At 43.7% G+C, this 20,319-nt stretch carries 22 protein-coding genes and 1 other RNA gene; 21 read left to right on the top strand and 2 right to left on the bottom strand.

What is annotated here, in order from left to right; translation table 11 throughout:
* The first annotated feature begins 13 nt into the window (after positions 1-13).
* Positions 14-685: a ribulose-phosphate 3-epimerase gene (rpe, locus tag DBT_RS03355; protein WP_067616453.1), complete on the top strand. Its 672-nt coding sequence runs from the start codon at positions 14-16 to the stop codon at positions 683-685.
* A 101-nt stretch (positions 686-786) separates the two neighbouring features.
* On the opposite strand, the gene DBT_RS03350 is transcribed toward rpe, so the two are convergent.
* Complete coding sequence (locus tag DBT_RS03350) at positions 787-993, bottom strand: hypothetical protein (RefSeq protein ID WP_067616451.1); 207 nt, start codon at positions 991-993, stop codon at positions 787-789.
* A gap of 130 nt (positions 994-1,123) precedes the next feature.
* Here DBT_RS03350 and DBT_RS03345 point away from each other — a divergent pair, with 130 nt between their 5' ends.
* From DBT_RS03345 to tyrS, 19 genes are all read left to right on the top strand, one after another.
* Entirely contained in the window at positions 1,124-2,548 is a 1,425-nt protein-coding gene (locus DBT_RS03345) for a sensor histidine kinase (RefSeq protein ID WP_083186587.1), read from the top strand.
* A gap of 14 nt (positions 2,549-2,562) precedes the next feature.
* Positions 2,563-3,339: a TatD family hydrolase gene (locus tag DBT_RS03340; RefSeq protein ID WP_067616447.1), complete on the top strand. Its 777-nt coding sequence runs from the start codon at positions 2,563-2,565 to the stop codon at positions 3,337-3,339.
* Positions 3,291-3,917, top strand: a complete 627-nt coding sequence (locus DBT_RS03335; protein ID WP_067616445.1) for a Maf family protein — start codon at positions 3,291-3,293, stop codon at positions 3,915-3,917. Before DBT_RS03340 ends, DBT_RS03335 begins: the two co-directional genes overlap by 49 nt.
* Entirely contained in the window at positions 3,914-4,630 is a 717-nt protein-coding gene (locus DBT_RS03330; protein ID WP_067616443.1) for a YggS family pyridoxal phosphate-dependent enzyme, read from the top strand. The genes DBT_RS03335 and DBT_RS03330 overlap by 4 nt, the downstream gene beginning before the upstream one ends.
* Positions 4,631-4,909: 279 nt before the next feature.
* Positions 4,910-5,281: a 6-carboxytetrahydropterin synthase QueD gene (gene queD / locus DBT_RS03325; protein ID WP_067616441.1), complete on the top strand. Its 372-nt coding sequence runs from the start codon at positions 4,910-4,912 to the stop codon at positions 5,279-5,281.
* A 54-nt stretch (positions 5,282-5,335) separates the two neighbouring features.
* Positions 5,336-5,992: a radical SAM protein gene (locus DBT_RS03320; RefSeq protein ID WP_244155303.1), complete on the top strand. Its 657-nt coding sequence runs from the start codon at positions 5,336-5,338 to the stop codon at positions 5,990-5,992.
* A 132-nt stretch (positions 5,993-6,124) separates the two neighbouring features.
* Positions 6,125-6,550, top strand: a complete 426-nt coding sequence (locus DBT_RS03315) for an ATP synthase F0 subunit B (RefSeq protein WP_067616437.1) — start codon at positions 6,125-6,127, stop codon at positions 6,548-6,550.
* Complete coding sequence (gene atpF / locus DBT_RS03310; protein ID WP_083186586.1) at positions 6,550-7,257, top strand: F0F1 ATP synthase subunit B; 708 nt, start codon at positions 6,550-6,552, stop codon at positions 7,255-7,257. Before DBT_RS03315 ends, atpF begins: the two co-directional genes overlap by 1 nt.
* Positions 7,254-7,805, top strand: a complete 552-nt coding sequence (gene atpH, locus DBT_RS03305; RefSeq protein ID WP_067616435.1) for an ATP synthase F1 subunit delta — start codon at positions 7,254-7,256, stop codon at positions 7,803-7,805. Before atpF ends, atpH begins: the two co-directional genes overlap by 4 nt.
* Complete coding sequence (gene atpA / locus DBT_RS03300) at positions 7,805-9,331, top strand: F0F1 ATP synthase subunit alpha (protein WP_067616433.1); 1,527 nt, start codon at positions 7,805-7,807, stop codon at positions 9,329-9,331. The genes atpH and atpA overlap by 1 nt, the downstream gene beginning before the upstream one ends.
* A 23-nt stretch (positions 9,332-9,354) precedes the next feature.
* Complete coding sequence (gene atpG / locus DBT_RS03295) at positions 9,355-10,236, top strand: ATP synthase F1 subunit gamma (RefSeq protein WP_067616431.1); 882 nt, start codon at positions 9,355-9,357, stop codon at positions 10,234-10,236.
* Positions 10,237-10,266: 30 nt separating this feature from the next.
* On the top strand, positions 10,267-11,676 hold the full coding sequence (gene atpD / locus DBT_RS03290; protein ID WP_067616429.1) for a F0F1 ATP synthase subunit beta: 1,410 nt from the start codon (positions 10,267-10,269) through the stop codon (positions 11,674-11,676).
* 24 nt (positions 11,677-11,700) lie between these two features.
* The gene (locus tag DBT_RS03285; protein WP_067616427.1) at positions 11,701-12,114 is read left to right on the top strand and encodes a F0F1 ATP synthase subunit epsilon; all 414 of its coding nucleotides are present in this window, start codon (positions 11,701-11,703) and stop codon (positions 12,112-12,114) included.
* Positions 12,115-12,179: 65 nt separating this feature from the next.
* On the top strand, positions 12,180-13,148 hold the full coding sequence (locus DBT_RS03280; protein WP_067616425.1) for a bifunctional UDP-N-acetylglucosamine diphosphorylase/glucosamine-1-phosphate N-acetyltransferase GlmU: 969 nt from the start codon (positions 12,180-12,182) through the stop codon (positions 13,146-13,148).
* Positions 13,149-13,220: 72 nt separating this feature from the next.
* On the top strand, positions 13,221-13,652 hold the full coding sequence (locus DBT_RS03275) for a cell division protein ZapB (RefSeq protein ID WP_161939896.1): 432 nt from the start codon (positions 13,221-13,223) through the stop codon (positions 13,650-13,652).
* 21 nt (positions 13,653-13,673) lie between these two features.
* Positions 13,674-13,952, top strand: coding sequence for a cell division protein ZapA (locus tag DBT_RS03270; protein WP_067616421.1), 279 nt, complete (start codon positions 13,674-13,676; stop codon positions 13,950-13,952).
* 64 nt (positions 13,953-14,016) lie between these two features.
* Positions 14,017-14,199, top strand: a non-coding RNA gene (gene ssrS, locus DBT_RS12845) — 6S RNA.
* A gap of 310 nt (positions 14,200-14,509) precedes the next feature.
* Positions 14,510-16,072, top strand: coding sequence for a ribonuclease Y (rny, locus tag DBT_RS03265; protein WP_067616419.1), 1,563 nt, complete (start codon positions 14,510-14,512; stop codon positions 16,070-16,072).
* Positions 16,073-16,150: 78 nt separating this feature from the next.
* A complete protein-coding gene (tyrS, locus tag DBT_RS03260) occupies positions 16,151-17,368 on the top strand; it encodes a tyrosine--tRNA ligase (protein WP_067616417.1) in 1,218 nt (405 codons plus the stop codon).
* Here the strand turns inward: tyrS and DBT_RS03255 are convergent.
* Positions 17,346-18,755, bottom strand: coding sequence for an MBL fold metallo-hydrolase RNA specificity domain-containing protein (locus tag DBT_RS03255; RefSeq protein WP_067616415.1), 1,410 nt, complete (start codon positions 18,753-18,755; stop codon positions 17,346-17,348). The two genes, tyrS and DBT_RS03255, sit on opposite strands and share 23 nt — an antisense overlap.
* A gap of 395 nt (positions 18,756-19,150) precedes the next feature.
* Here DBT_RS03255 and DBT_RS03250 point away from each other — a divergent pair, with 395 nt between their 5' ends.
* Positions 19,151-20,152: a 4Fe-4S binding protein gene (locus tag DBT_RS03250; protein WP_067616413.1), complete on the top strand. Its 1,002-nt coding sequence runs from the start codon at positions 19,151-19,153 to the stop codon at positions 20,150-20,152.
* Positions 20,153-20,319: the final 167 nt, after the last annotated feature.

Genomic DNA, 20,319 nt, shown 5'->3' with positions numbered 1-20,319 from the left:
GGAGAAGAGAAAAATGACTGAAAATGGTTCAACACTAATTGCGCCTTCAATACTTTCTGCAGACTTTGGCCGTCTTAGCGAAGAGATAAAGGCAGTTGAAAATGCCGGGGCAGACGTGATTCATGTAGACATAATGGATGGTCATTTTGTGCCAAATATTACCATTGGTCCCCTTGTTGTTAAGGCTGTAAGGGCATCAACAGGGCTTCCAGTGGATTGTCATCTTATGATAGAACGGCCTGATTTGTACCTCAAGGATTTTAGAGATGCAGGAGCAGACTGGATTTCAGTCCATTATGAGACCTGCCCACATATCCACAGGACACTTTGCGCTATCAAACAATTGGGAGCTAAGGCAGGGCTAGTATTGAATCCGGGAACCCCCGTGAACGCAGTACGAGATGTTATAGAGGTGGCTGATTATTGTCTTATTATGAGTGTCAATCCAGGATTTGGTGGACAGGCATTTATTGATTTTTCCTTGGAAAAAATCAGGGAGTTAAAAGCGCTTCTTGATGCAAAAGGACTGTCCATCCCGATTCAGGTGGATGGAGGGATAAATAGGGAAACTATTGGCAAGGTAGCACAGGCAGGTGCCACTATATTCGTGGCTGGTTCAGCCATATTTGGGGCTGATGATTACGCAACTGAAATCAAGACACTACGAAAAATTGCTCAAGCATAAAAAAGTGAGGACTGAGTTTCCGGGGATTTTTCTAAGCCATTAACAGTAAGGCATAGATTTACTAAATTTTTCTCGGAACTCAGTCCTCAGTGTTTCGAATCTTAGCAACCTTCTACTGCAGCTTTCCTCTTGGTCTTGATCTTTACTTCGTCACCTGCTTTTGCCTTGCACTTGCCCTTTAACTGTACAATCATCTTCCCGGCATCAATGCTTTCAACTATGCCTTTGCACTTTGCAGCATGACTTACACCTGCAATACCAATGGTCATCATGATTGCTACTGCGATTGACGTAATCTTGGAACGCATAATGATCACCCTCCTTTTAAGTTGTTAGCCCAAAGACTTAAAAATGTTTGGGCTTCACTGTTTTAAATTACATGGTACTATGACCTTTGCCAGTTTAAGTGTCAAGACATAAAGGTAGTTTAAGGTCATTATGAATTTCCTGGATTATAGTGAAGATAATTCTTCTTGTTTGAGAAATCTTCAAGTACTGCGTTCCGAACTATCGTTTCAAAGAAGTCGATTGTCTTTCTTCTTAGAACTCGCTCAGAAGTTGAATAGTGAATTTTTAGAAAGCGACGATGTAGTCGAGATATTAAGGGCAGTACTTGTTGGAGTGACTGCTGGAGAAGGCCTTGGATTCAATAGGGCCTTTTGGTTTGAGTTTGATAGTGGAAAAAGGGCTCTACGAGGTGCCTTGGCCCTTGGACCTAGTGATGCTGAAGAGGCGGCGGCTATTTGGGAAAGTATGCGTAGAGAGCCTATAACACTTTTTGAGATGCTCGAAAAAGTGGCCCACCATTTTGAAAATTCACACCATCCATTGAATCGGTTGGTCAGAAGTATTGAAGTGTCTATGGATGAGAGAGAGCACTTTTTAGTGACCTCTCTCTTGGAACGTCTGCCATTTGTCGTTGACTATGTGCCACAAGGCGTATTTTGGCCGTTAGGAGAAGCTCCTCTTGCAGTTGCACCGGTGGCCACTGGCCCCCATTCATATGGAGTTATAGTCTGTGACAACCACATACTTCGTCGCCCAATTGAACCGAATGATTTGGAAATATTGGTACTATTTACTACCATCGCATCCATGGCCATTACTAAGGCAAGGATGTGTACCCTCTTGAAGGGGAAGATATGTGAACTGGAGACACTTACGAGAGAGTTGAATGATAGTAAAAATAAGCTGGTTCAAGCGGAAAAAACAGCAGAAATGGGACGGATTGCAGATCGAATCCTTCATGAAATAAAAAATCCTTTGAGTGCCGTTGGGGGCTTGGCAAGAGTATTGGCCAAAAGATCAGAAGATGAAGCCCTAAGGTATATCGCTCAGAAAATTGTAGAGGGTACGGAAAAAATAGAAGGGACACTCAATGGGCTTTTTAGATTTGATCAGGGTCCCAAACTCGACTTTGAGAAGGTAAGAGTTAAGCCATTATTAGAGACAATATTTCGTGTGATTGCTGTTGACTTGGAACACAGAGGGATTGATGGTCACTTTACAATGAATATACCTGATGATTATCATGTGAATCTTGATGTGCCGCATTTCCAACAGGCTTTTTACCATATAGTGCACAACGCCTTAAACTCTATGAAAAACGGCGGAATCCTAATTGTCATAGCAAGGATTTTAGATGGAGATTTGGAGATAGAGGTGGCAGACACCGGACAGAAAATTTCAACGACTGATTTGCCTATTAATGAGGCACACTCAGAACCAAAATCCCTAAGGGGATTGGGAGTGGGGCTTAGTCTGTCCAAGCAGATTGTGGAGCTTCACGGAGGAGACTTCAAAATCAGTAGTAACAATATTGGTGGAAAAACGATACGAATCGTTTTCTCTAACACAAAATAAGGGATACGCGAATTATGCTCATAGATACCCATGCACATCTTGATTTCCCTGAATTAAGTAAGGACCTGGGTCAGGTAATTGAGCGGGCGAAAAAGGCAGGGGTTGAAAAAATAATTTCAGTGGGGATTGATGAGACATCCTCTCTGTCTGCTCAGAGGATATCAAAAGAATTCCCTGGAATAGTCTATGCAACTATTGGGCTCCATCCCCATGATGCCAAATCCTTAGATAATGATTTAATGGACAGGTTTAAGAGTTATCTGAGACAAGGGGGATTCATTGGCATTGGAGAAACAGGTCTGGATTTTGCTAAAGCCTATTCCTCCAAGCTTGATCAGGAAGAGGCCTTTAGGTTTCAGCTCTCTCTTTCAAAGGAATTCGCCTTGCCAGTGGTCATTCATACAAGGGAGGCTGGACCAGACACCCTGAGGATACTAAAAAGCGAGGATGCAAAAGGGGCAACAGGAGTGATTCATTGCTTTTCTGGGGATTATGAGCTCTTAAAGGCATTTTTAGACCTGGGATTTTACATTTCTTTTTCAGGCATAATCACCTTTCCTAGGGCTCAAGCCCTAAGAGATGCAGTTAAGAAATGTCCTTTAGACAGGTTTTTTATTGAAACTGACAGTCCTTTTTTGGCCCCAGTGCCAAAGAGGGGGAAAACTAATGAACCCTCATATGTCAAATATATCGCAAAAGAGGTTGCTCGTTTAAAGGGAATAGATTTTGAGGAGGTGTGTAGATGGTCCAGCGAGAATGCAAGGGCCCTCTTCAAACCCTTGAAAGATTGATTCTCGCATCAAAATCACCTCGAAGAAGGGATCTCTTAAGTGGGCTTGGACTGAAATTTGACGTAATTCCCAGCGAGGAAAAGGAACCTCCTTTTCAAGAAGGGCAGCTGCCGCAAGAATATGCCCTTCATGTCGCAAAGTTAAAGGCCAGAAATATTGCAAAGAATTACAAGGACTCCTGGGTTCTTGGTGCTGATACTATCGTGGTTGTGGATGGAGACGTGCTTGGCAAACCAAAAGATCGAGAGCAGGCTCTATCTATGTTGACTCGTTTAACTGGAAGGATGCACACTGTCTACACAGGTTGTTGGATCGTAGGGCCTTATACATCAGGCGGATATGAAGAGGGCTTTGTCGTGGGTTCAAATGTCTGGCTTTCAAATTTGTCAAGGGATATATTAGAGTCTTATGTCCTAACTGGGGAACCAATGGACAAGGCTGGAAGCTATGCCGTTCAAGGATTGGGTTCCTTTATGGTGGAGAGGATTGAAGGTTCCTATACCAATGTGGTGGGATTGCCACTTACTGAGTTGGTAGGAACCCTTTTAAAATTAGAGATTGTAGGTCCACGGAAATGAAGAACAGAGCATTGGAGAATAGCATACAAAAGATTAAAATTGAAATAGAAGATGCCTTGTCGAGGGCTCGAAGAGATCCCAATGATGTCACGCTCGTTGCAGTGTCTAAACGGTTTCCTGAAGAAGTTATTGAGCAGGCAGTGGTTTTAGGACTCAGGGTATTTGGGGAAAATTATGTCCAGGAAGGGGTAAGGAAAGTAAAATTTTTTCGTGAACGTGGCTATGACCTCGAATGGCATTTAATAGGTCATCTACAAAAAAACAAGGCAAAGTCTGCCGTAGAGTACTTTGATTGGATAGAGACTGTTGATAGCATTGAGCTAGTCAAGAGGCTAGAGCGCGTGGCAGACGGACTTAATAAGGATATCCAATGCCTCGTTCAAGTAAATATCTCAATGGATCCAGGAAAGTCGGGGCTTCATCCTCATGAAGTCCGTCCCTTTTTTAAGATTCTTAGAGATGAAATCCAGCCTAAGCATGTAAAAATAAAAGGTCTCATGACAATCCCTCTGTATTCAGAGGACCCTGATGATTCTAGAAAGTGGTACAGAGAACTTAGAGAGCTCAGGGACAGATTGTTGGATGATTTTGGTGACAACTTTGAATTATGTGAACTAAGCATGGGGATGAGCCATGATTTTAAAGTTGCCATTGAAGAGGGTGCAACATTCATTAGAGTAGGCCAGGCGCTGTTTGGCCCAAGACCAACTTAATGTAAAAGGGTTTTGAGTGTTGAGTTCTGAGTTTTGAGTTGAAGGAAAATTTTTTACCTAAATGTCATGTCCCAGAGTCCAGTTCTACGTTCAACGATCTACGTTCTAGGTTCTGGGAAGCAGCTCCCTGATTTCGCTGAAGCCATAAAATAAGAACATTGAACTTAAAACCTTGAACTTTGATGTGCCCATGCGGTCGTGCGCCTTCGGCTGGCTAATTTCCATGATTTGTACTAATATGAAGATATAACCTGCACTGTACACTATTTGGAGGCCAAAATGTATGAAATATTTGTTGAACGCGAATTTGCCGCAGCTCACTATTTAAGGGATTACCCTGGGAATTGCGAGCATCTTCATGGGCATAATTGGATAGTCCGTGCATTTGTTAGGGTAGAAAAACTCAATGAAATCCATGTAGGAATAGATTTTCGTGATCTAAAAAAGGCCCTTGATTCAGTCCTGCAGGAACTAGATCACACAAACATAAATGATCATCCAGCATTCCAGGAAAGAAATCCATCCAGTGAGAACATAGCATATTTTATATTCCATTCACTTAAGGAAAGACTTCAACATATTGAAGGGGTTGAAGTTGCCAAAGTGACGGTATGTGAGACCCCGAAGACAGGGGTTACCTACAGTGAATGAAATGACGGATATTTGAATTGCTCCCAATTTGTTTTGATGTAATGGGACCGGTGTGTGTTGAATGATATGAACAATATCCTTGAAGTAACCGAGACATTTGTCAGCCTACAAGGCGAAGGGCTGTTTACCGGAGTGCCATGTTTTTTTATTCGCCTATCAAGGTGTAATCTAAGGTGTTCATACTGTGACACGGAATACGCAAAGGCACCAGGTGAAAGAAAACTAATCGAAGATTTGGTGGAAGAGTGGAGAGGATCTAGAGTGCCATTTGTACAAATCACTGGTGGAGAGCCACTGCTCCAAAATGGAGTATATCCATTGATGACTCAGTTGCTGAAAAAGGGAGCAGTTGTTCTTCTGGAAACCAACGGAAGTATTGGTCTAAAAGACGTGCCCATAGGGGTATATAAGTGCGTTGATCGTAAATGTCCTGGAAGCGGGGAAGTAGGGTCGTGGATACCTGAAAATTTGCGCTTTCTTGGTAGGATGGACTCTGTGAAGTTTGTTATAAGCAACCGAAATGATTATGAGTGGGCCAGAGAGGAAGTCCTAAGGCAAGGACTTTCAAGATTTACTAATCCAATATTTAGTCCGGTATGGGGTGTGCTTGCTCCAACAGAACTGGCTGATTGGATAGTGGAAGACAGAACGCCAGTCCGTTTGGGCCTCCAAATGCACAAAATCTTGTGGAAAGAGGCGCGAGGACGATAATTTTTTCTGAAAAGGCATTGACAGGCCGGTTCAAATAGAGTAAAAACTTTCTCTGAAGAAATGAATGATTGTTCATTTTTTCTAACCGCCTGAAACATAAATAAATTTCGAAAAAAGGTTGGGAGGCTCGAAATGATAACACTAGATGCCTCGTTCCTGGTGCAGGTAATAGGCACGCTTGTCTTGATGGCAGTTTTGAATTCGTTGCTCTATAAGCCAATCCGTCAAATGTTGCAAGAACGTGAATCCAAGATGGCGGCCATAAGGGAAGAGGCCGAGAGGCTTGAGAAGAGTGCTCATCAGCTCTTGGAGAATTTTAATGCAAAATTGGCAAATGCACGTTCTGAGGGAGTGCAAAAAAGGGAAGAGCTCAAGGCACAGGCTAGAGAGGAGGAAAAGGCCTTGATTGAGGAAAGTACGAAAGAGGCAACTCAGAAGAAGCAAGAGCTTCTGGGAGAGCTCACCGCCCAGATTGAGTCGGCTAGGTCAGAGCTCAAGGCTCAAGCCGAGGCCTTTGCTGTAGAAATAGCCCAGAAGCTCCTTGGGAGGGCAATATAATGCGTGGGAAGAGCCTTTTTGGGTTGGTTGTACTGTTTGCGGTTTTGGTGTTGTGGCCATGTTCGGTAACCAAAATATATGCATCTGAGGAGGGTCACGCGGTCCAGCAGGAGGCAGTAGTAAATCATCATGTTGCCGCATCTGGAGAGGGTTCTGGGGCGGCAATGCACGAAGGTGCGCATCATGCTGAAGGTGGAGCGCATGGTGAGCATCATGGGTTGACCCACCAGCAGATAATGAATTTTATATGGCACACTCTGAATTTTGCCCTTCTTGTTGTTATTCTAGTGAAATTTTTGAAAGCTCCTATTGCTAACGCGTTAAAATCCCGCACCGAGGACATAGAAAAGGCCTTTGCAGAGCTTGAGGAGAAGAAAAAAGAGGCTGAAAGGAAATATGCAGAATATGAGAAAAAATTGTCCACAATGGACAAAGAGGCAGAGCGCATATTGAGTAGTTTTATACAGCAGGGAGAGGCAGAGAAGCAAAAGATTATTGAGCAGGCTCGACAGTCAGCTGAGCGCATTAAGGCCCAAGCAGAACTCTATGTCCAGCAGGAGTTGCAGAAGGCAAGGCACGAGCTGCAGCGTGAAGTGGCAGAGATAGCCGTCAAGATGGCGGAAGATATAATTCGTAAAAACCTGAATGAGCAAGATCATCATAGGCTCATCAGTGAATACTTAGAAAAGGTGGTGACCAAGAATTGATTAGTTCAATTGTTGCCAGAAGATATGCCAAGGCGTTGTTTACTATAGGGAAGGAAGTGGGAAAACTCGAGGAGTTTGCAGAGCAGTTGAGCTCCATTGCCTCCTTCCTGAGCTCCGAGCCCGAGATTGAGGAGGCCTTGGAGAGTCCGGTTTATCCTCCCGATCTCAAAGGTCAGATAGTTGGTGAAATTCTTAAGGCTATTGGGGCTGGTGAGGAGCTCACCAAATTTATGGAACTCCTCGTAGAGAAGAGGCGAATACAGGCCATCAAAGTTATCCAAAAGTTCTATCAAGAGCTAATGGATGAAGAGATGGGTGTAGTGAGAGCAGTTGTAACCACTGCTGTACCAATGCCTGAAGACCTGAAGGAAAAACTAAAAGAGATCCTTGCACAGGTGACAGGCAAAGATGTGGTGCTTGAATTGCAAGAAGACCCATCCATAATCGGCGGCGTGGTGGCCCACATCGGCGACATGGTATGGGATGGAAGTATAAGAAGCCAACTCCAAGGCTTCAAAGAATCCATAGGGAGGGGTGAACTCGGATAATGGCACAGATAAAAGCAGCAGAAATAAGTGACATAATTAAAAAACAGATCCAGGATTATGAGAAACAAATAGACCTTGCCGAAACTGGCACGGTGTTGTCAGTCGGTGACAACATCGCCCGTGTCTATGGAGTTAGAAACTGCATGGCCATGGAGCTTCTTGAGTTCCCAGGCGGAATAATGGGTGTCGCCCTGAACCTCGAACAAGACAACGTAGGTGTGGCAGTCATGGGTGATTGTACACAGATTAAAGAGGGCGATCTCGTGAAACGTACAGGCAAAATTGCCCAGGTGCCTGTGGGTGAAGCCCTCCTAGGACGTGTTGTCGATGCTCTTGGGAATCCTATTGACGGCAAGGGGCCTATTAAAGCAACCGAGTACCGAAGGATTGAGATGAAGGCTCCGGGTGTTATTGAGAGAAAGCCCGTGCATGAGCCCTGTTATACAGGTCTCAAGGCTATTGACTCAATGACCCCAATTGGAAAAGGTCAGCGTGAATTGATTATCGGTGACCGCCAGATTGGAAAGACTGCAATCGGCGTTGATGCCATTATTGCTCAAAAGAATACAGGCGTTTACTGTATTTACGTAGCAATTGGGCAGAAGCAAGCAACTGTCGCCTTGGTAGTTGAAGCTTTGAGGCGCCATGGTGCAATGGATTACACAACTGTTGTTGCTGCAAGTGCTAGTGAGCCGGCATCTCTGCAGTATCTCAGTGCATTTGCAGGATGCGCCATGGGTGAATATTTTAGGGATAATGGAAAACATGCCCTAATCATATATGATGATCTTTCCAAGCAGGCCGTGGCATACAGGGAAATGTCTCTTCTTCTCAGACGTCCACCAGGACGTGAGGCATATCCTGGCGATATCTTCTATAACCACTCAAGACTTCTAGAGAGGGCTGCAAAATTAAGTGATGAACTCGGAGCTGGCAGCTTGACAGCACTTCCCATTATTGAGACCCAGCAGGGGGACGTGTCTGCATACATTCCAACAAACGTTATCTCCATTACAGACGGTCAGGTTTATCTTGAACCGGGCCTATTCTTCGCTGGTATCCGCCCTGCAATTAATGTCGGTCTGTCCGTTTCCAGGGTCGGTGGTGCGGCTCAGGTTAAGGCAATGAAACAGGTTGCCGGTACTCTTCGTTTGGATCTGGCTCAGTACAGGGAATTGGCTGCATTTGCTCAGTTCGGTAGTGATCTGGATAAGGCTACACAGCAGCAGCTCAGACGTGGTGAAAGGCTCGTTGAGATACTCAAACAACCTCAGTATCAGCCATTACCAATGGAGAAGCAGGTCGTTATTATCTATGCTGGTACCAGGGGGCTATTAGACGAGCTGCCAGTTGAAGTACTACAGGAATTTGAGCGAGAATTGTACGATTATATTGAGAAGAATCAGCCAGACATATTCCAGGAGTTGAGAGATAAGCAGGCAATTGATGATGCGCTGGACAAAAAAATGAATGCAACTATTTCTAACTTCGTCCAGCAATTTAAGGCAAACAGGAACATAAAGTAAGTAGTTAGCGGAGATCAGCTACAATGCCTTCACTAAAGGATATTAAACTAAAGATAAACGGAATTAAAAAAACCCAGCAGATCACCAAGGCAATGAACATGGTGGCTGCTGCCAAGCTCCGCGGCGCCCAAGAGAATATGGAGAATTTTCGGCCATACGCGGAGAAATTTGCAGCAGTCATTGGCGACCTAGGTGGCTCTGTTAATCCCAATTCCTTTCCTCTTATGGCCATAAGGCCAGTAAAGAAGGTCTTAGCCATCGTTGTGACTGCTGACAGGGGGCTCTGCGGGGCATTCAATGCAAATATAATAAACGCAGCTGAGAAATTTGCAAAAGCACAGGCCGAAGAGGGAAAGGAAGTAAAATTTGCATGCATTGGCAAGAAGGGATTTCATTATTTAAGAAAATCTGCATTTGAAGTGGTCGCTCATGCTATTGACTGCATGGCATATATTCAGATGCAGGATGCTAAGAGGATAGGTAAGGTAGCGATCGATATGTTCCTCGAAGAACAGGTAGATCAGGTCCAGTTGTTGTATGGCAGATTTATAAACGTAGTCACTCAAAAGCCTACGTTTAAACGGCTTCTGCCAATATCCAAGGAAGGCCTTGGGGGAGAGGAGGCTGAGGACAATGGGCCTAAACCTACATACATTTATGAACCTGAACCTGAACGGATACTCAATAACTTGATGCCAATGTATGTGAATGTCCAGATTATGGCAGCAATGCTTGAAACAGCTGCAAGTGAACAGGCCGCACGTATGACTGCGATGGATAATGCTACAAGGGCTTGTGAGGATATGCTGCATACACTCACATTAAGTTTTAATAAAGCCCGCCAGGCTGCAATTACGAAAGAATTGATGGATATAGTGGGCGGTGCAGAGGCTCTTAAGGGCTAATTAACGCCTACAATTAGGGAGGTTTAAAATATGTCTGAACAAAACATAGGAAGAATAGCCCAGGTCGTAGGGCCAGTAGTGGACGTCGAGTTTGAGCCAGGAAAGCTCCCAGCCATTTTGAATGGCCTTTTGGTGACCAATCCTGCTATTGATGATACTGAGGACAATCTTGTCATTGAGGTTGCTCAGCACCTTGGTGATAACATGGTGCGCTGCATCGCTATGGATACCACAGACGGATTGGTTAGGGGTATGCCAGTAAAGGACACTGGTGCTCCTATCAAGATCCCTGTTGGGCCTGCTACCCTAGGTAGAATTCTAAATGTCGTTGGAAAGCCAGTCGATGGTAAAGGTGATATCAAGGCCGATGTATATTACCCAATTCATAGGAAGGCTCCGGCATTCGTAGAACAGGATACCACGGTACAGGTTCTCGAAACAGGTATTAAAGTTATCGACCTCCTGGTTCCGTTCCCAAGGGGCGGTAAGATGGGACTGTTCGGAGGTGCAGGATGTGGTAAAACGGTCATCATGATGGAAATGGTCCACAATATTGCTATGCAACACGGCGGTATTTCAGTCTTCTGCGGTGCTGGAGAACGTACCAGAGAAGGTAACGACCTCTATCTAGAAATGAAGGAATCAGGCGTTCTTCCAAAGGCCGCTCTCATATACGGGCAGATGACCGAGCCACCTGGAGCACGTGCCAGGATTGGTCTCACGGGGCTAACTGCTGCCGAGTACTTTAGGGATGAAGAAGGACAGGACGTGCTGTTCTTTATTGATAACATTTTCAGATTTACCCAGGCCGGTTCAGAGGTCTCCGCTCTACTTGGTCGTATCCCATCAGCAGTCGGTTATCAGCCTACTCTAGCTACTGACTTGGGTGCTCTTCAGGAACGTATTACATCCACAACCAAGGGATCAATTACAGCAGTTGAATGTGTTTACGTGCCTGCTGACGACCTTACTGACCCGGCTCCAGCAACTACCTTTGCACACCTTGACGGTACAGTCGTTCTTTCGCGTCAGATCGCAGAGCTCGGTATATATCCTGCAGTGGATCCTTTGGATTCAACATCTCGAATTCTTGATCCAAATGTTCTTGGTGAGGAACACTATCAGGTTGCACGTCAGGTCCAGCAGACGCTTCAGAAATATAAGGACCTTCAGGACATTATAGCCATTCTCGGTATGGACGAGCTGTCTGACGAAGATAAGCTCACAGTCCAAAGGGCTAGAAAGATACAGCGTTTCCTTTCTCAGCCATTCCACGTTGCCGAGACATTTACTGGTATACCTGGTAAATATGTAAAAGTGGAAGATACAGTGAGAGGCTTTAAGGAAATCCTGGAAGGTAAGCACGATGACCTTCCAGAGCAGGCCTTCTACATGGTAGGTACCATTGAAGAGGCCATTGAAAAGGCCAAACAGAGCTAAAAATACACATAATGGGTAAGAGATATGCCAAATAAACTCCTTCTAGAGGTAGTAACACCTTCAAGGGTTGTAATTAGCGAAGAGGTAGATCTCGCCACAGCGCCTGGTGAAGACGGCGAGTTCGGTGTAATGGCGAATCATGCTCCGCTCTTAGCATCTCTGAAGATAGGTGAGATGCGTATTACCAATGATGGACAAACTATTCGTATGGCAGTGAGCGGAGGCTTTTGTGAGGTATCCAACAATAAAATGACAGTCCTCGCAGAAGCTGCCGAGAGGTCGGATGAAATTGATGTAGATAGGGCACTAAAGGCCAAGGAAAGAGCAGAAAAGAGGCTGCAGGAGGCAGCTGCAGGGCAAGCTGCAATAGATGAGGCCAGAGCCATGGCCGCATTACATAGGGCCCTCGTGAGATTGAAGGTAGCCCAACACAGCTAGTTAAAAAAAAAGAAGAAGTAAAGGGCAAGCTCAAGCTTGCCCTTTTTTATTTTAGGAGGGGCTAAGTGGTCGACTATTCCTGTTTTTTTGCAATTGTCCTAGCTGCAGGAAAAGGTACTAGGATGCGGTCTTCCAAACCCAAGGTACTTCACAGATTGCTTGATCGTCCATTGATTTATTATCCGTTAGAAGTGTTGTCTCAAGCTGGCATAAAGAGGATTATTGTTGTACTTGGGCACGGAGCAAAAGAGATTGAACCTCATATCTCAAAGTGGTCACCCCAAATAGTCTATCAGGAGGAGCAGCTTGGTACGGCTCATGCTGTTAGTTGTGCCATGCCGAATCTTAGGGAATATTCTGGCCCATGCCTTATTATGTGCGGTGATATGCCGTTATTTAGGCCTACTACTATCCAATCCCTTTATTCACATCATATTGGCGAGGGAAATCAGGTTACTGTATTATCTGCTTATGTTGAGGATCCAACTGGTTACGGTAGAATTGTTCGTTCTGGTAACGGTGAAGTCATGGGTATTGTGGAGGAAAAAGATGCTACACAAGAACAAAGAGCAATTAATGAAATAAATACTGGCACCTATTGTATTGATTCTAATGTATTATTTCATTTTTTGAGTATGATCGAAAATAAAAATAAACAGAAAGAATTTTACCTCACTGATATAGTTACCCTTGCACGTAATTTTGAGATGAAGGTTAATGCGTTGCCATTGGATGATCCAAGTGAAGCTATCGGCGTTAATTCTAGAAATGATTTGGCCTTTGCTGAATCCGTCCTTCTTGACAGAGTGAGAAAAAGACATATGGAAAATGGAGTAACCATGATTATGCCAGATTCAATTTACATTGGATTGGATGTAACGATTGAAAAAGATGTCACAATTGGCCCATTTGCCGTAATTAAGGGTAATTCAATTATTCGGGAAGGGGCACAAATAAGCGCATTTTCCTATATAGAGAATAGTGAAATTTTAAAACACGAATTAGTACCCCCGTTTTCCAAGAAAGTTTTATAGTTTATATTGTTAGACCGATGATGTAATAGTACTGGCCTGTGACCAGTGTGTTCGCTTGACCAGCTGGTTGTAGTGGTTGAAATAATAGACCAACACACAGATACAGACCCAGATATTTTTGAAAGGGGGATTAGTAATATGGAACAGGATCTGATGGTATTGCTTGAGTCTAAGGTCGGGGCCTTAATGGACCGCTTAGACAGTGTGCAACGTGAAAACATGGAACTTAAACAGGAAATCGATAGGCTCAGTGAGGAGCTGAGGCAGGCCAATGAAAGGATTGACGATCTTGAATTGCAGAAGCAACTGGCCAGGGAAAAGATAAAGGAAATATTGGATCGTATAGATTCAATTGACCAGGATGACAATAAACCACTGGCAGAAGTTGACCAAGGTGAGCATGATTCAGGTAGTGATGATGATTTAGGCAATCAGGATGCGTCCGAATTTTCATCAGAGGAACCAGAATCTTCTCCAGAGGAATCCAATATTGTTTTTGGTTAAGAGTTATCTTAAGGCGTTAAAGTGCAAGATGGTCCAAAGGTAAGGCTAGAGTTTTTTGGGCATAGTTATTATTTAACGCAAAGGGAAGAGGAAGATATCGATCTGAAGGACCTTGTGTCTTATGTTGAAAGGGTTGCAAGGGATGTATCTTCCTCTCATTCAAATCTTCCTGCCCACAAACAGATTGTTCTTACTGTGCTTTCCATTGCAAAGGACTATTTTTCTGCCCAAAAAGAGCTTCAAGTGCTAGAGGAACGAATAGAAACCCTTTTAAAGAACATTTCCACATATTGTAATTGAAATATACAATAGGATTTTGCGTTTTCCAGTAAATGTATTATAATGAGGCAGATTTTGAAATGGACTTCCCCTGCTGTGACCGTGATCAAACAGGAAGTTCGTTGAGCCAACACCCCGTACAAGGGGGTCTCCGCTTCGCGAGCCGATGACGGGGAAAACATCCCTGTCTGACGCCTTGCGGATGAGACGCCCACCTGACTAGGTCAGGTTCAATGAACCCTGTAGACACGGCACAAGCGGGGGTATTTTGGCTATAACCCCATCTGGGTTCATATATATTGCGGTACTGGGTTGGAAATAAAAGGATTTTAGCCAGTTGCCATATATGACTTTGTTTTGTGTTTTTCATTAAATGAATTTTGGCAAATGGAGTAGTTGAATATATCAGACCTCAAAAAGACAATGTGGGATGTAAGATTTAGACAAACCTAAATTGTTTTCCTTCAAATAAAATTTGCCACTTTTATTTCCACCTGGTCCGTTCTGGAGCTCAGTGTTAAGCCCTGTGTGGGTATGGGGTGTGGCCATCCTGAAATCATTAGGAGGTGACACCCGGGATGAATTTTGTCTATGGTCTCATAATAGGTATATTGTGCCTCTGCGCTGGAATGGCCATTGGCATTATTATTGGTAAACGAGGCGTCAAAGACGATCTAGAAAAAAGGCGTCAAGAGGCAGAACTCATCATTGCCAAGGCCAAGGAAGAGGCAGAACGTATTAAAAAAGATGCCTTGGTCCATGGCAAGGAAGAGGCCTATCGTCTTCGTAAAGAATCAGAAGAGGAAATTCGGGAAAAGAAAAGGGAGATCAATTCCCTAGAAAGACGCCTACAGCAAAAAGAGGCCCAACTGGACAAAAAACAAGAGCTTATTGATAAAAAAGAGATCGAGATACTTGAGAAGGAGACTGAAATCAAGGCCACTGAGGCAAAGCTTTTAAAGAGAGAAAAAGAAATTGAACAAATACGTGAAGAGGAAAAGGCACAGCTTGAAAAGATTTCCAATATGACTCAACAGGAGGCAAAGGAGCACCTCCTTAAGCTTGTTGAGGCAGATATTCGTCAGGATGCCGCCCGTCTATTAAAAAAGGTCGAATCAGAGACTAAAGAACAGGCTGAAAAGAAGGCCCGAGAAATTATATCTCTTGCGATTTCTAGGTATGCTGGAGACTTTGTGGCAGAGAGGACTGTTTCGGTTGTAGCTTTGCCCAGTGATGAGATGAAGGGCCGAATAATTGGTCGGGAAGGTAGGAATATTAGGGCACTGGAAGCTGCAACCGGTGTTGACCTTATCATTGATGACACACCAGAGGCTGTACTCCTTTCAGGCTTTAATCCAATAAGGCGAGAAGTCGCTCGTATTGCCTTAGAGCGTTTAGTGGCAGACGGCAGGATTCATCCAGCTAGGATAGAAGAGGTAGTCCAAAAGGTAGAAAAAGAGTTGGATGTAACCATAAGAGAGGCAGGCGAGCAGGCGACATTTGATGTGGGTGTCTATGGTATACATCCAGAGTTAGTGAAGTTGTTGGGAAAATTAAAATATAGGACCAGTTTTGCACAAAACGTGCTTCAGCACTCTGTTGAAGTAGCGTTCTTAGCTGGAATTATGGCGGCGGAACTAGGACTTGATGAGAAGAAGGCAAAGCGTGCAGGACTACTCCATGATATAGGTAAGGCTGTTGACCATGAAATTGAGGGCCCTCACGCAATAATTGGAGCAGATATTGCTAGAAAATATGGAGAAAGCGAAGATGTAATTCACGCCATAGCAGCTCATCACGAAGATGTAAAGCCTGAGACGGAGATTGCAGTACTGGTCCAGGCTGCTGACGCCCTTTCAGGAGCGCGTCCTGGGGCAAGAAAAGAGATGCTTGAAACTTATGTGAAACGCTTGCAGGATTTGGAAAATATTGCAAAATCCTTTCCTGGGGTACAAAAATCATACGCCATACAGGCAGGTCGTGAAATCAGGATACTTGTTGAAAGTACCAAGGTGTCGGATGAAGAGGCACTACTGCTTAGCCGTGAAGTTGCCAAAAAGATTGAAAGTGAGTTAAGTTATCCTGGCCAGATTAAAGTGACTGTAATTAGAGAGACAAGAGCTGTGGAGTACGCAAAATAGGCTCGTATTGACAGTTTGAGGAGTGACAGAATATAGACTGTGCTTTACTCCGTGATTAGTTACAAGTAGGGGGCATAAATGGACGACATACAAAGACAACTTGAGCTGATTCGTAGAGGTGCAGTTGAGATTATTGATGAAAACGAACTGGTAGAAAAATTGAAAAAGGCCCATAAAGAAGGAAGGGGCCTTAGGGTCAAAGCCGGATTTGATCCTACTGCACCTGACCTACATTTAGGCCATACGGTGTTGATTCAAAAATTAAAGCATTTTCAGGATCTTGGGCACGAAATTTATTTTTTGATAGGAGACTTTACAGGGCTAATTGGCGATCCTACTGGAAAGAATGAAACGCGCCCTGCCCTTACCCCCGAAGAGGTCCAAGAAAACGCAAAGACCTATAAAGAACAAATATTTAAGATACTAGACCCAGAAAAGACCAAGGTTTGCTTTAACAGTTCCTGGATGAATGAGTTAAAGGCCATAGATTTAATTCGTTTAGCAGCCAAACATACGGTTGCGAGAATGCTCGAGAGAGATGATTTTAAGAAACGCTTTCACGACGGACGTCCAATCGCAATTCATGAATTTATCTATCCATTGATACAGGGCTATGACTCTGTAGCACTCAAGGCTGACGTTGAGTTGGGAGGTACAGACCAAAAGTTTAATCTCCTCGTAGGAAGGGATCTTCAGCGAGAATATGGCCAAGAGCCCCAAGTGGTGATAACGATGCCTCTTTTGGAGGGTCTCGATGGCGTAAATAAGATGAGTAAATCCCTGGGCAATTACGTAGGTATTACTGAACCGGCCAAAGACATGTTCGGAAAGTTGATGTCCATTTCTGATGATCTAATGTTTAGATATTTTGAACTCTTGAGTAGAAAATCCTTAGAGGAGATAGAGGAGTTTAAAACAAAGATAGAAAACGGCAGTGTAAATCCCAGAGACGTAAAGATGGAGTTGGCTTTTGAAATTGTTGAGAGATTTCACGGGAAAAATGAGGCCAGCAATGCTAAGGAGGCCTTTATCGAAACCTTTTCCAAAAAAAAGGTACCAGACGATATACCTGCAGTGAAGATAATTGCTGGGGAAAAGATATATCTTCCTACATTTTTAAAGGATAATGGCCTTGCCCAAAGCACCTCAGAAGCAAGGCGTTTAATAAAACAAGGTGCTTTAAAAATAGATGGCGAAAGAGTAACCAGTGAAGAGGTCGTCTTTGACGCGCCTGAATCCGTTATCAAGCTAGGCAAGAGGAGATTTTTACGGGTCATAAACGATACTGCCCCTTGAACTCCGGGATGATAATTTCGGATCTGGGGAGCACCCCTTTGAGAGACCGTTTTAAGTGTTGAAGGGGGTCAGGCTCGCCGTGTACTAAAAATACCTTTTTGGGCCTGGCCAATTGGGCATATTTAATGAGCTGGCTCTTGCCAGCATGTGCTGAGAAACCATTTATGGTTACAATCCTGGCCTTTACTGTAATCTCTTCTCCAAAGATTTTTACAGTCTTGGCACCGTCAATAAGTTTGCGCCCAAGTGTGTCTCGGGCCTGATATCCTACTATAATAACAGTAGTATTTTCTTTCCAAAGGTCATGTTTTAAATGGTGTTTGATCCTTCCCCCTGTGATCATTCCTGAACCAGCTATGACGATCTTGGGAGAAGGAACACTATGAATCATCCTCGATTCCTCGGCTGTTTCAGTAAATTTTAGGCCGGGAAAAGCGAATGGTGGAATCCTCTTTTGCATATCGTCAACAAGTGCCTTTTGACAAAAGGAACGGTGTTTTAAAAATACCCTAGTAATATTTATGGCAAGGGGACTATTAAGAAAGACAGGTACGTTTTTAGAAATAAGACGTTCTCTTTTCATTTGTCCTATATGATAAAGGATTTCCTGTGCCCGTTCCAATGCAAAGGTAGGAATAAGTACTGTACCTTTATTTTTTATGGTCCTTAATACCTCTTCTCGGAATTCTTCTATTGAGTCTTTGTAGCTCCTGTGTTCTCTGTCTCCATAGGTAGATTCCATGATGAGTACATCAACTGGGGACTCTGGTGGCGTTGGATCATTAACCAGAGGTCTCCCTCCATCTCCGAGATCTCCACTATACAAGATTTTTAATGGCTTCCCCTTCTTGGGCCTGTAATCCAAGTAAATCTGAGCAGATCCTAGGACATGCCCTGCGTCATTAAGATGTAATATCAATTCAAGCTCGCGGCTCAATTTTATTCGTTGCCCAAAAGACACGGGGGTAGCGAAGTTTTCATGGCAATACCATACGTCTTCAACCGAATACAAGGGAGCCTTTGCCTTGATGCCTATCCTTTCCAGTTTTCTTCTTTTCCATAAAAACTCCTCTTTTAGAAGATGGGCCGAATCCAGGAGTATGAGCATGGCAATATCCTTTGTGGGATGAGTGCAATAAATCTTCCCAGCAAAGCCTGCACTGCAAATAAGTGGCAGTCTACCACAGTGATCTAGATGCCCATGGCTTAAGATCACCCCATGTAATGCCGAAGGGACTAGGCCTATAGGCTCGTAGTTTCTCTTTTCTATGTGCCAGGGCCCTTGAAATTGCCCACAGTCTAAAAGATAACGCCTGTTTTTAAAGGTGAGTAAATGACATGAACCGGTTACGGTTTGTGCGGCACCAAGGAAGGTGATAGTAGGCATATTTTTTCCCCTAAATCCTGCACGGCAAAAGAGGACAAAAATGATTTTTCAAGATTTTATAGCTTGTCAGCCAATATCAACCACATCGCCAAATTCACTTTTTCGGTGAATCCCAATCTCTATTTTTTGTCCCCTTTTGGCGCCCTTCGGGATTGGCGCTTTTACCCAATCTACTTTGTTGCTCGGGGTTCGGAATACCTAAGTATGCCTTCACTCCTCGCGCCTCACATCTTGGGCAAAATCGCCAATTGCATAATTTAGGTTAGCATAAAAAGCCTTACAGGAGAAGATTAAAAGCGGAGGATTGGACTTGATTTTAATCAAGGTCTTTTGTGGAAATAGATATTATATTATATTGACAATCAAATATTTTGAGCGAGGTAAAGGGTTATACTATGGATCTGAAGAACTATAAGGTCATAAAGTTAGTAAGAATCGCTGTACAGGGATCGTTTGCACTTTTTTGTCTTTACATTGGTTATAGGTTTTTTTGCTTCTATGAATGGGCCATTGGAAACAGTGAACAATTTGTTCCCAGGCCCCCGTCTGTAGAGGCCTTTCTCCCAATAAGTGCCCTACTTGGCCTAAGGAGGCTTATTCAAACGGGGCAATACGATATGATTCATCCAGCTGGGCTAACTATTTTAATAGCGGCCATAGCGATAGCATTTGTTTTTAGAAAGGGATTTTGCGGGTGGATCTGTCCAGTTGGCTTTTTGTCGAGTATTGTGGAGAAAATAGGCCGCTTTTTAAAAGTAAGGATCCCTATAAAGAGAGGGATTGGTGTCATTTTGGGGCTTCCTAAATATGTGCTTCTAGCCTTTTTCCTATATGTAATATTTTTTAAAATGGATTTAAAGTCTGTGGATGCATTTATCCAGAGTCCCTATAATGTCGCAGTTGATGCAAAGATGTTAAAGTTTTTCTTGCACCCTTCGTCTACTACTATTTATGTGATCACATTCTTGGCAATTGCCTCTTTGTTTGTAGCAAATATTTGGTGTAGATATTTGTGCCCTTATGGTGCCTTTTTAGGGATAATTTCCATTTTGAGTCCAACTCGTATAAAACGTGATCCAGAAAGTTGTATAAACTGTAAGAGGTGTAAAGAGGCATGTCCATCGGGCATTGCAGTATCTGAGAAACTAGAAATTTTCGATCCAGACTGCATCGGATGTGAAGAATGTGTGGCTAGTTGTCCTAAAAAGGGCTGTTTGACCCCTTCTTTTATGGGTAGAAGCATGAATCCATTTCTGTTGCCCATAGGCATTGTAGGCCTATTTCTTGCCTTTTGGGTCGTTGCTAAGCTTACAGGGCTTTGGGATACTGTGGTTTCTCCATTGATGTTTAAGAAGTTCTATTCAATGATGAACTCATTTGGACATCCATCTTTTTAGGGGGCTTGATCAGTTGAAGTACCTAAGTACGTCTGTGTATCCTCCGCCTTGCATCTTCGGCAAGGCTTTCGAGCTGCATAATCTGGGATAAATAGCTCTTATCGGATCTCGTCATCACTCCAGGGCCACGTCAAACTCGGTGTCGAGGTATAAGGGGCAGTGGGAAT

Source organism: Dissulfuribacter thermophilus (genome assembly GCF_001687335.1).
Taxonomy (GTDB): domain Bacteria; phylum Desulfobacterota; class Dissulfuribacteria; order Dissulfuribacterales; family Dissulfuribacteraceae; genus Dissulfuribacter; species Dissulfuribacter thermophilus.
The sequence above is the reverse complement of the archived record's forward strand: the minus strand, read 5'-3'. Positions and strand labels throughout refer to the sequence as shown.

Coding starts and splice junctions, on each gene's coding strand:
- rpe (WP_067616453.1), top strand. CDS start 14: ATGACTGAAAATGGTTCAACACTAATTGCGCCTTCAATACTTTCTGCA.
- DBT_RS03350 (WP_067616451.1), bottom strand. CDS start 993: ATGCGTTCCAAGATTACGTCAATCGCAGTAGCAATCATGATGACCATT.
- DBT_RS03345 (WP_083186587.1), top strand. CDS start 1,124: ATGAATTTCCTGGATTATAGTGAAGATAATTCTTCTTGTTTGAGAAAT.
- DBT_RS03340 (WP_067616447.1), top strand. CDS start 2,563: ATGCTCATAGATACCCATGCACATCTTGATTTCCCTGAATTAAGTAAG.
- DBT_RS03335 (WP_067616445.1), top strand. CDS start 3,291: ATGGTCCAGCGAGAATGCAAGGGCCCTCTTCAAACCCTTGAAAGATTG.
- DBT_RS03330 (WP_067616443.1), top strand. CDS start 3,914: ATGAAGAACAGAGCATTGGAGAATAGCATACAAAAGATTAAAATTGAA.
- queD (WP_067616441.1), top strand. CDS start 4,910: ATGTATGAAATATTTGTTGAACGCGAATTTGCCGCAGCTCACTATTTA.
- DBT_RS03315 (WP_067616437.1), top strand. CDS start 6,125: ATGATAACACTAGATGCCTCGTTCCTGGTGCAGGTAATAGGCACGCTT.
- atpF (WP_083186586.1), top strand. CDS start 6,550: ATGCGTGGGAAGAGCCTTTTTGGGTTGGTTGTACTGTTTGCGGTTTTG.
- atpA (WP_067616433.1), top strand. CDS start 7,805: ATGGCACAGATAAAAGCAGCAGAAATAAGTGACATAATTAAAAAACAG.
- atpG (WP_067616431.1), top strand. CDS start 9,355: ATGCCTTCACTAAAGGATATTAAACTAAAGATAAACGGAATTAAAAAA.
- atpD (WP_067616429.1), top strand. CDS start 10,267: ATGTCTGAACAAAACATAGGAAGAATAGCCCAGGTCGTAGGGCCAGTA.
- DBT_RS03285 (WP_067616427.1), top strand. CDS start 11,701: ATGCCAAATAAACTCCTTCTAGAGGTAGTAACACCTTCAAGGGTTGTA.
- rny (WP_067616419.1), top strand. CDS start 14,510: ATGAATTTTGTCTATGGTCTCATAATAGGTATATTGTGCCTCTGCGCT.
- tyrS (WP_067616417.1), top strand. CDS start 16,151: ATGGACGACATACAAAGACAACTTGAGCTGATTCGTAGAGGTGCAGTT.
- DBT_RS03255 (WP_067616415.1), bottom strand. CDS start 18,755: ATGCCTACTATCACCTTCCTTGGTGCCGCACAAACCGTAACCGGTTCA.
- DBT_RS03250 (WP_067616413.1), top strand. CDS start 19,151: ATGGATCTGAAGAACTATAAGGTCATAAAGTTAGTAAGAATCGCTGTA.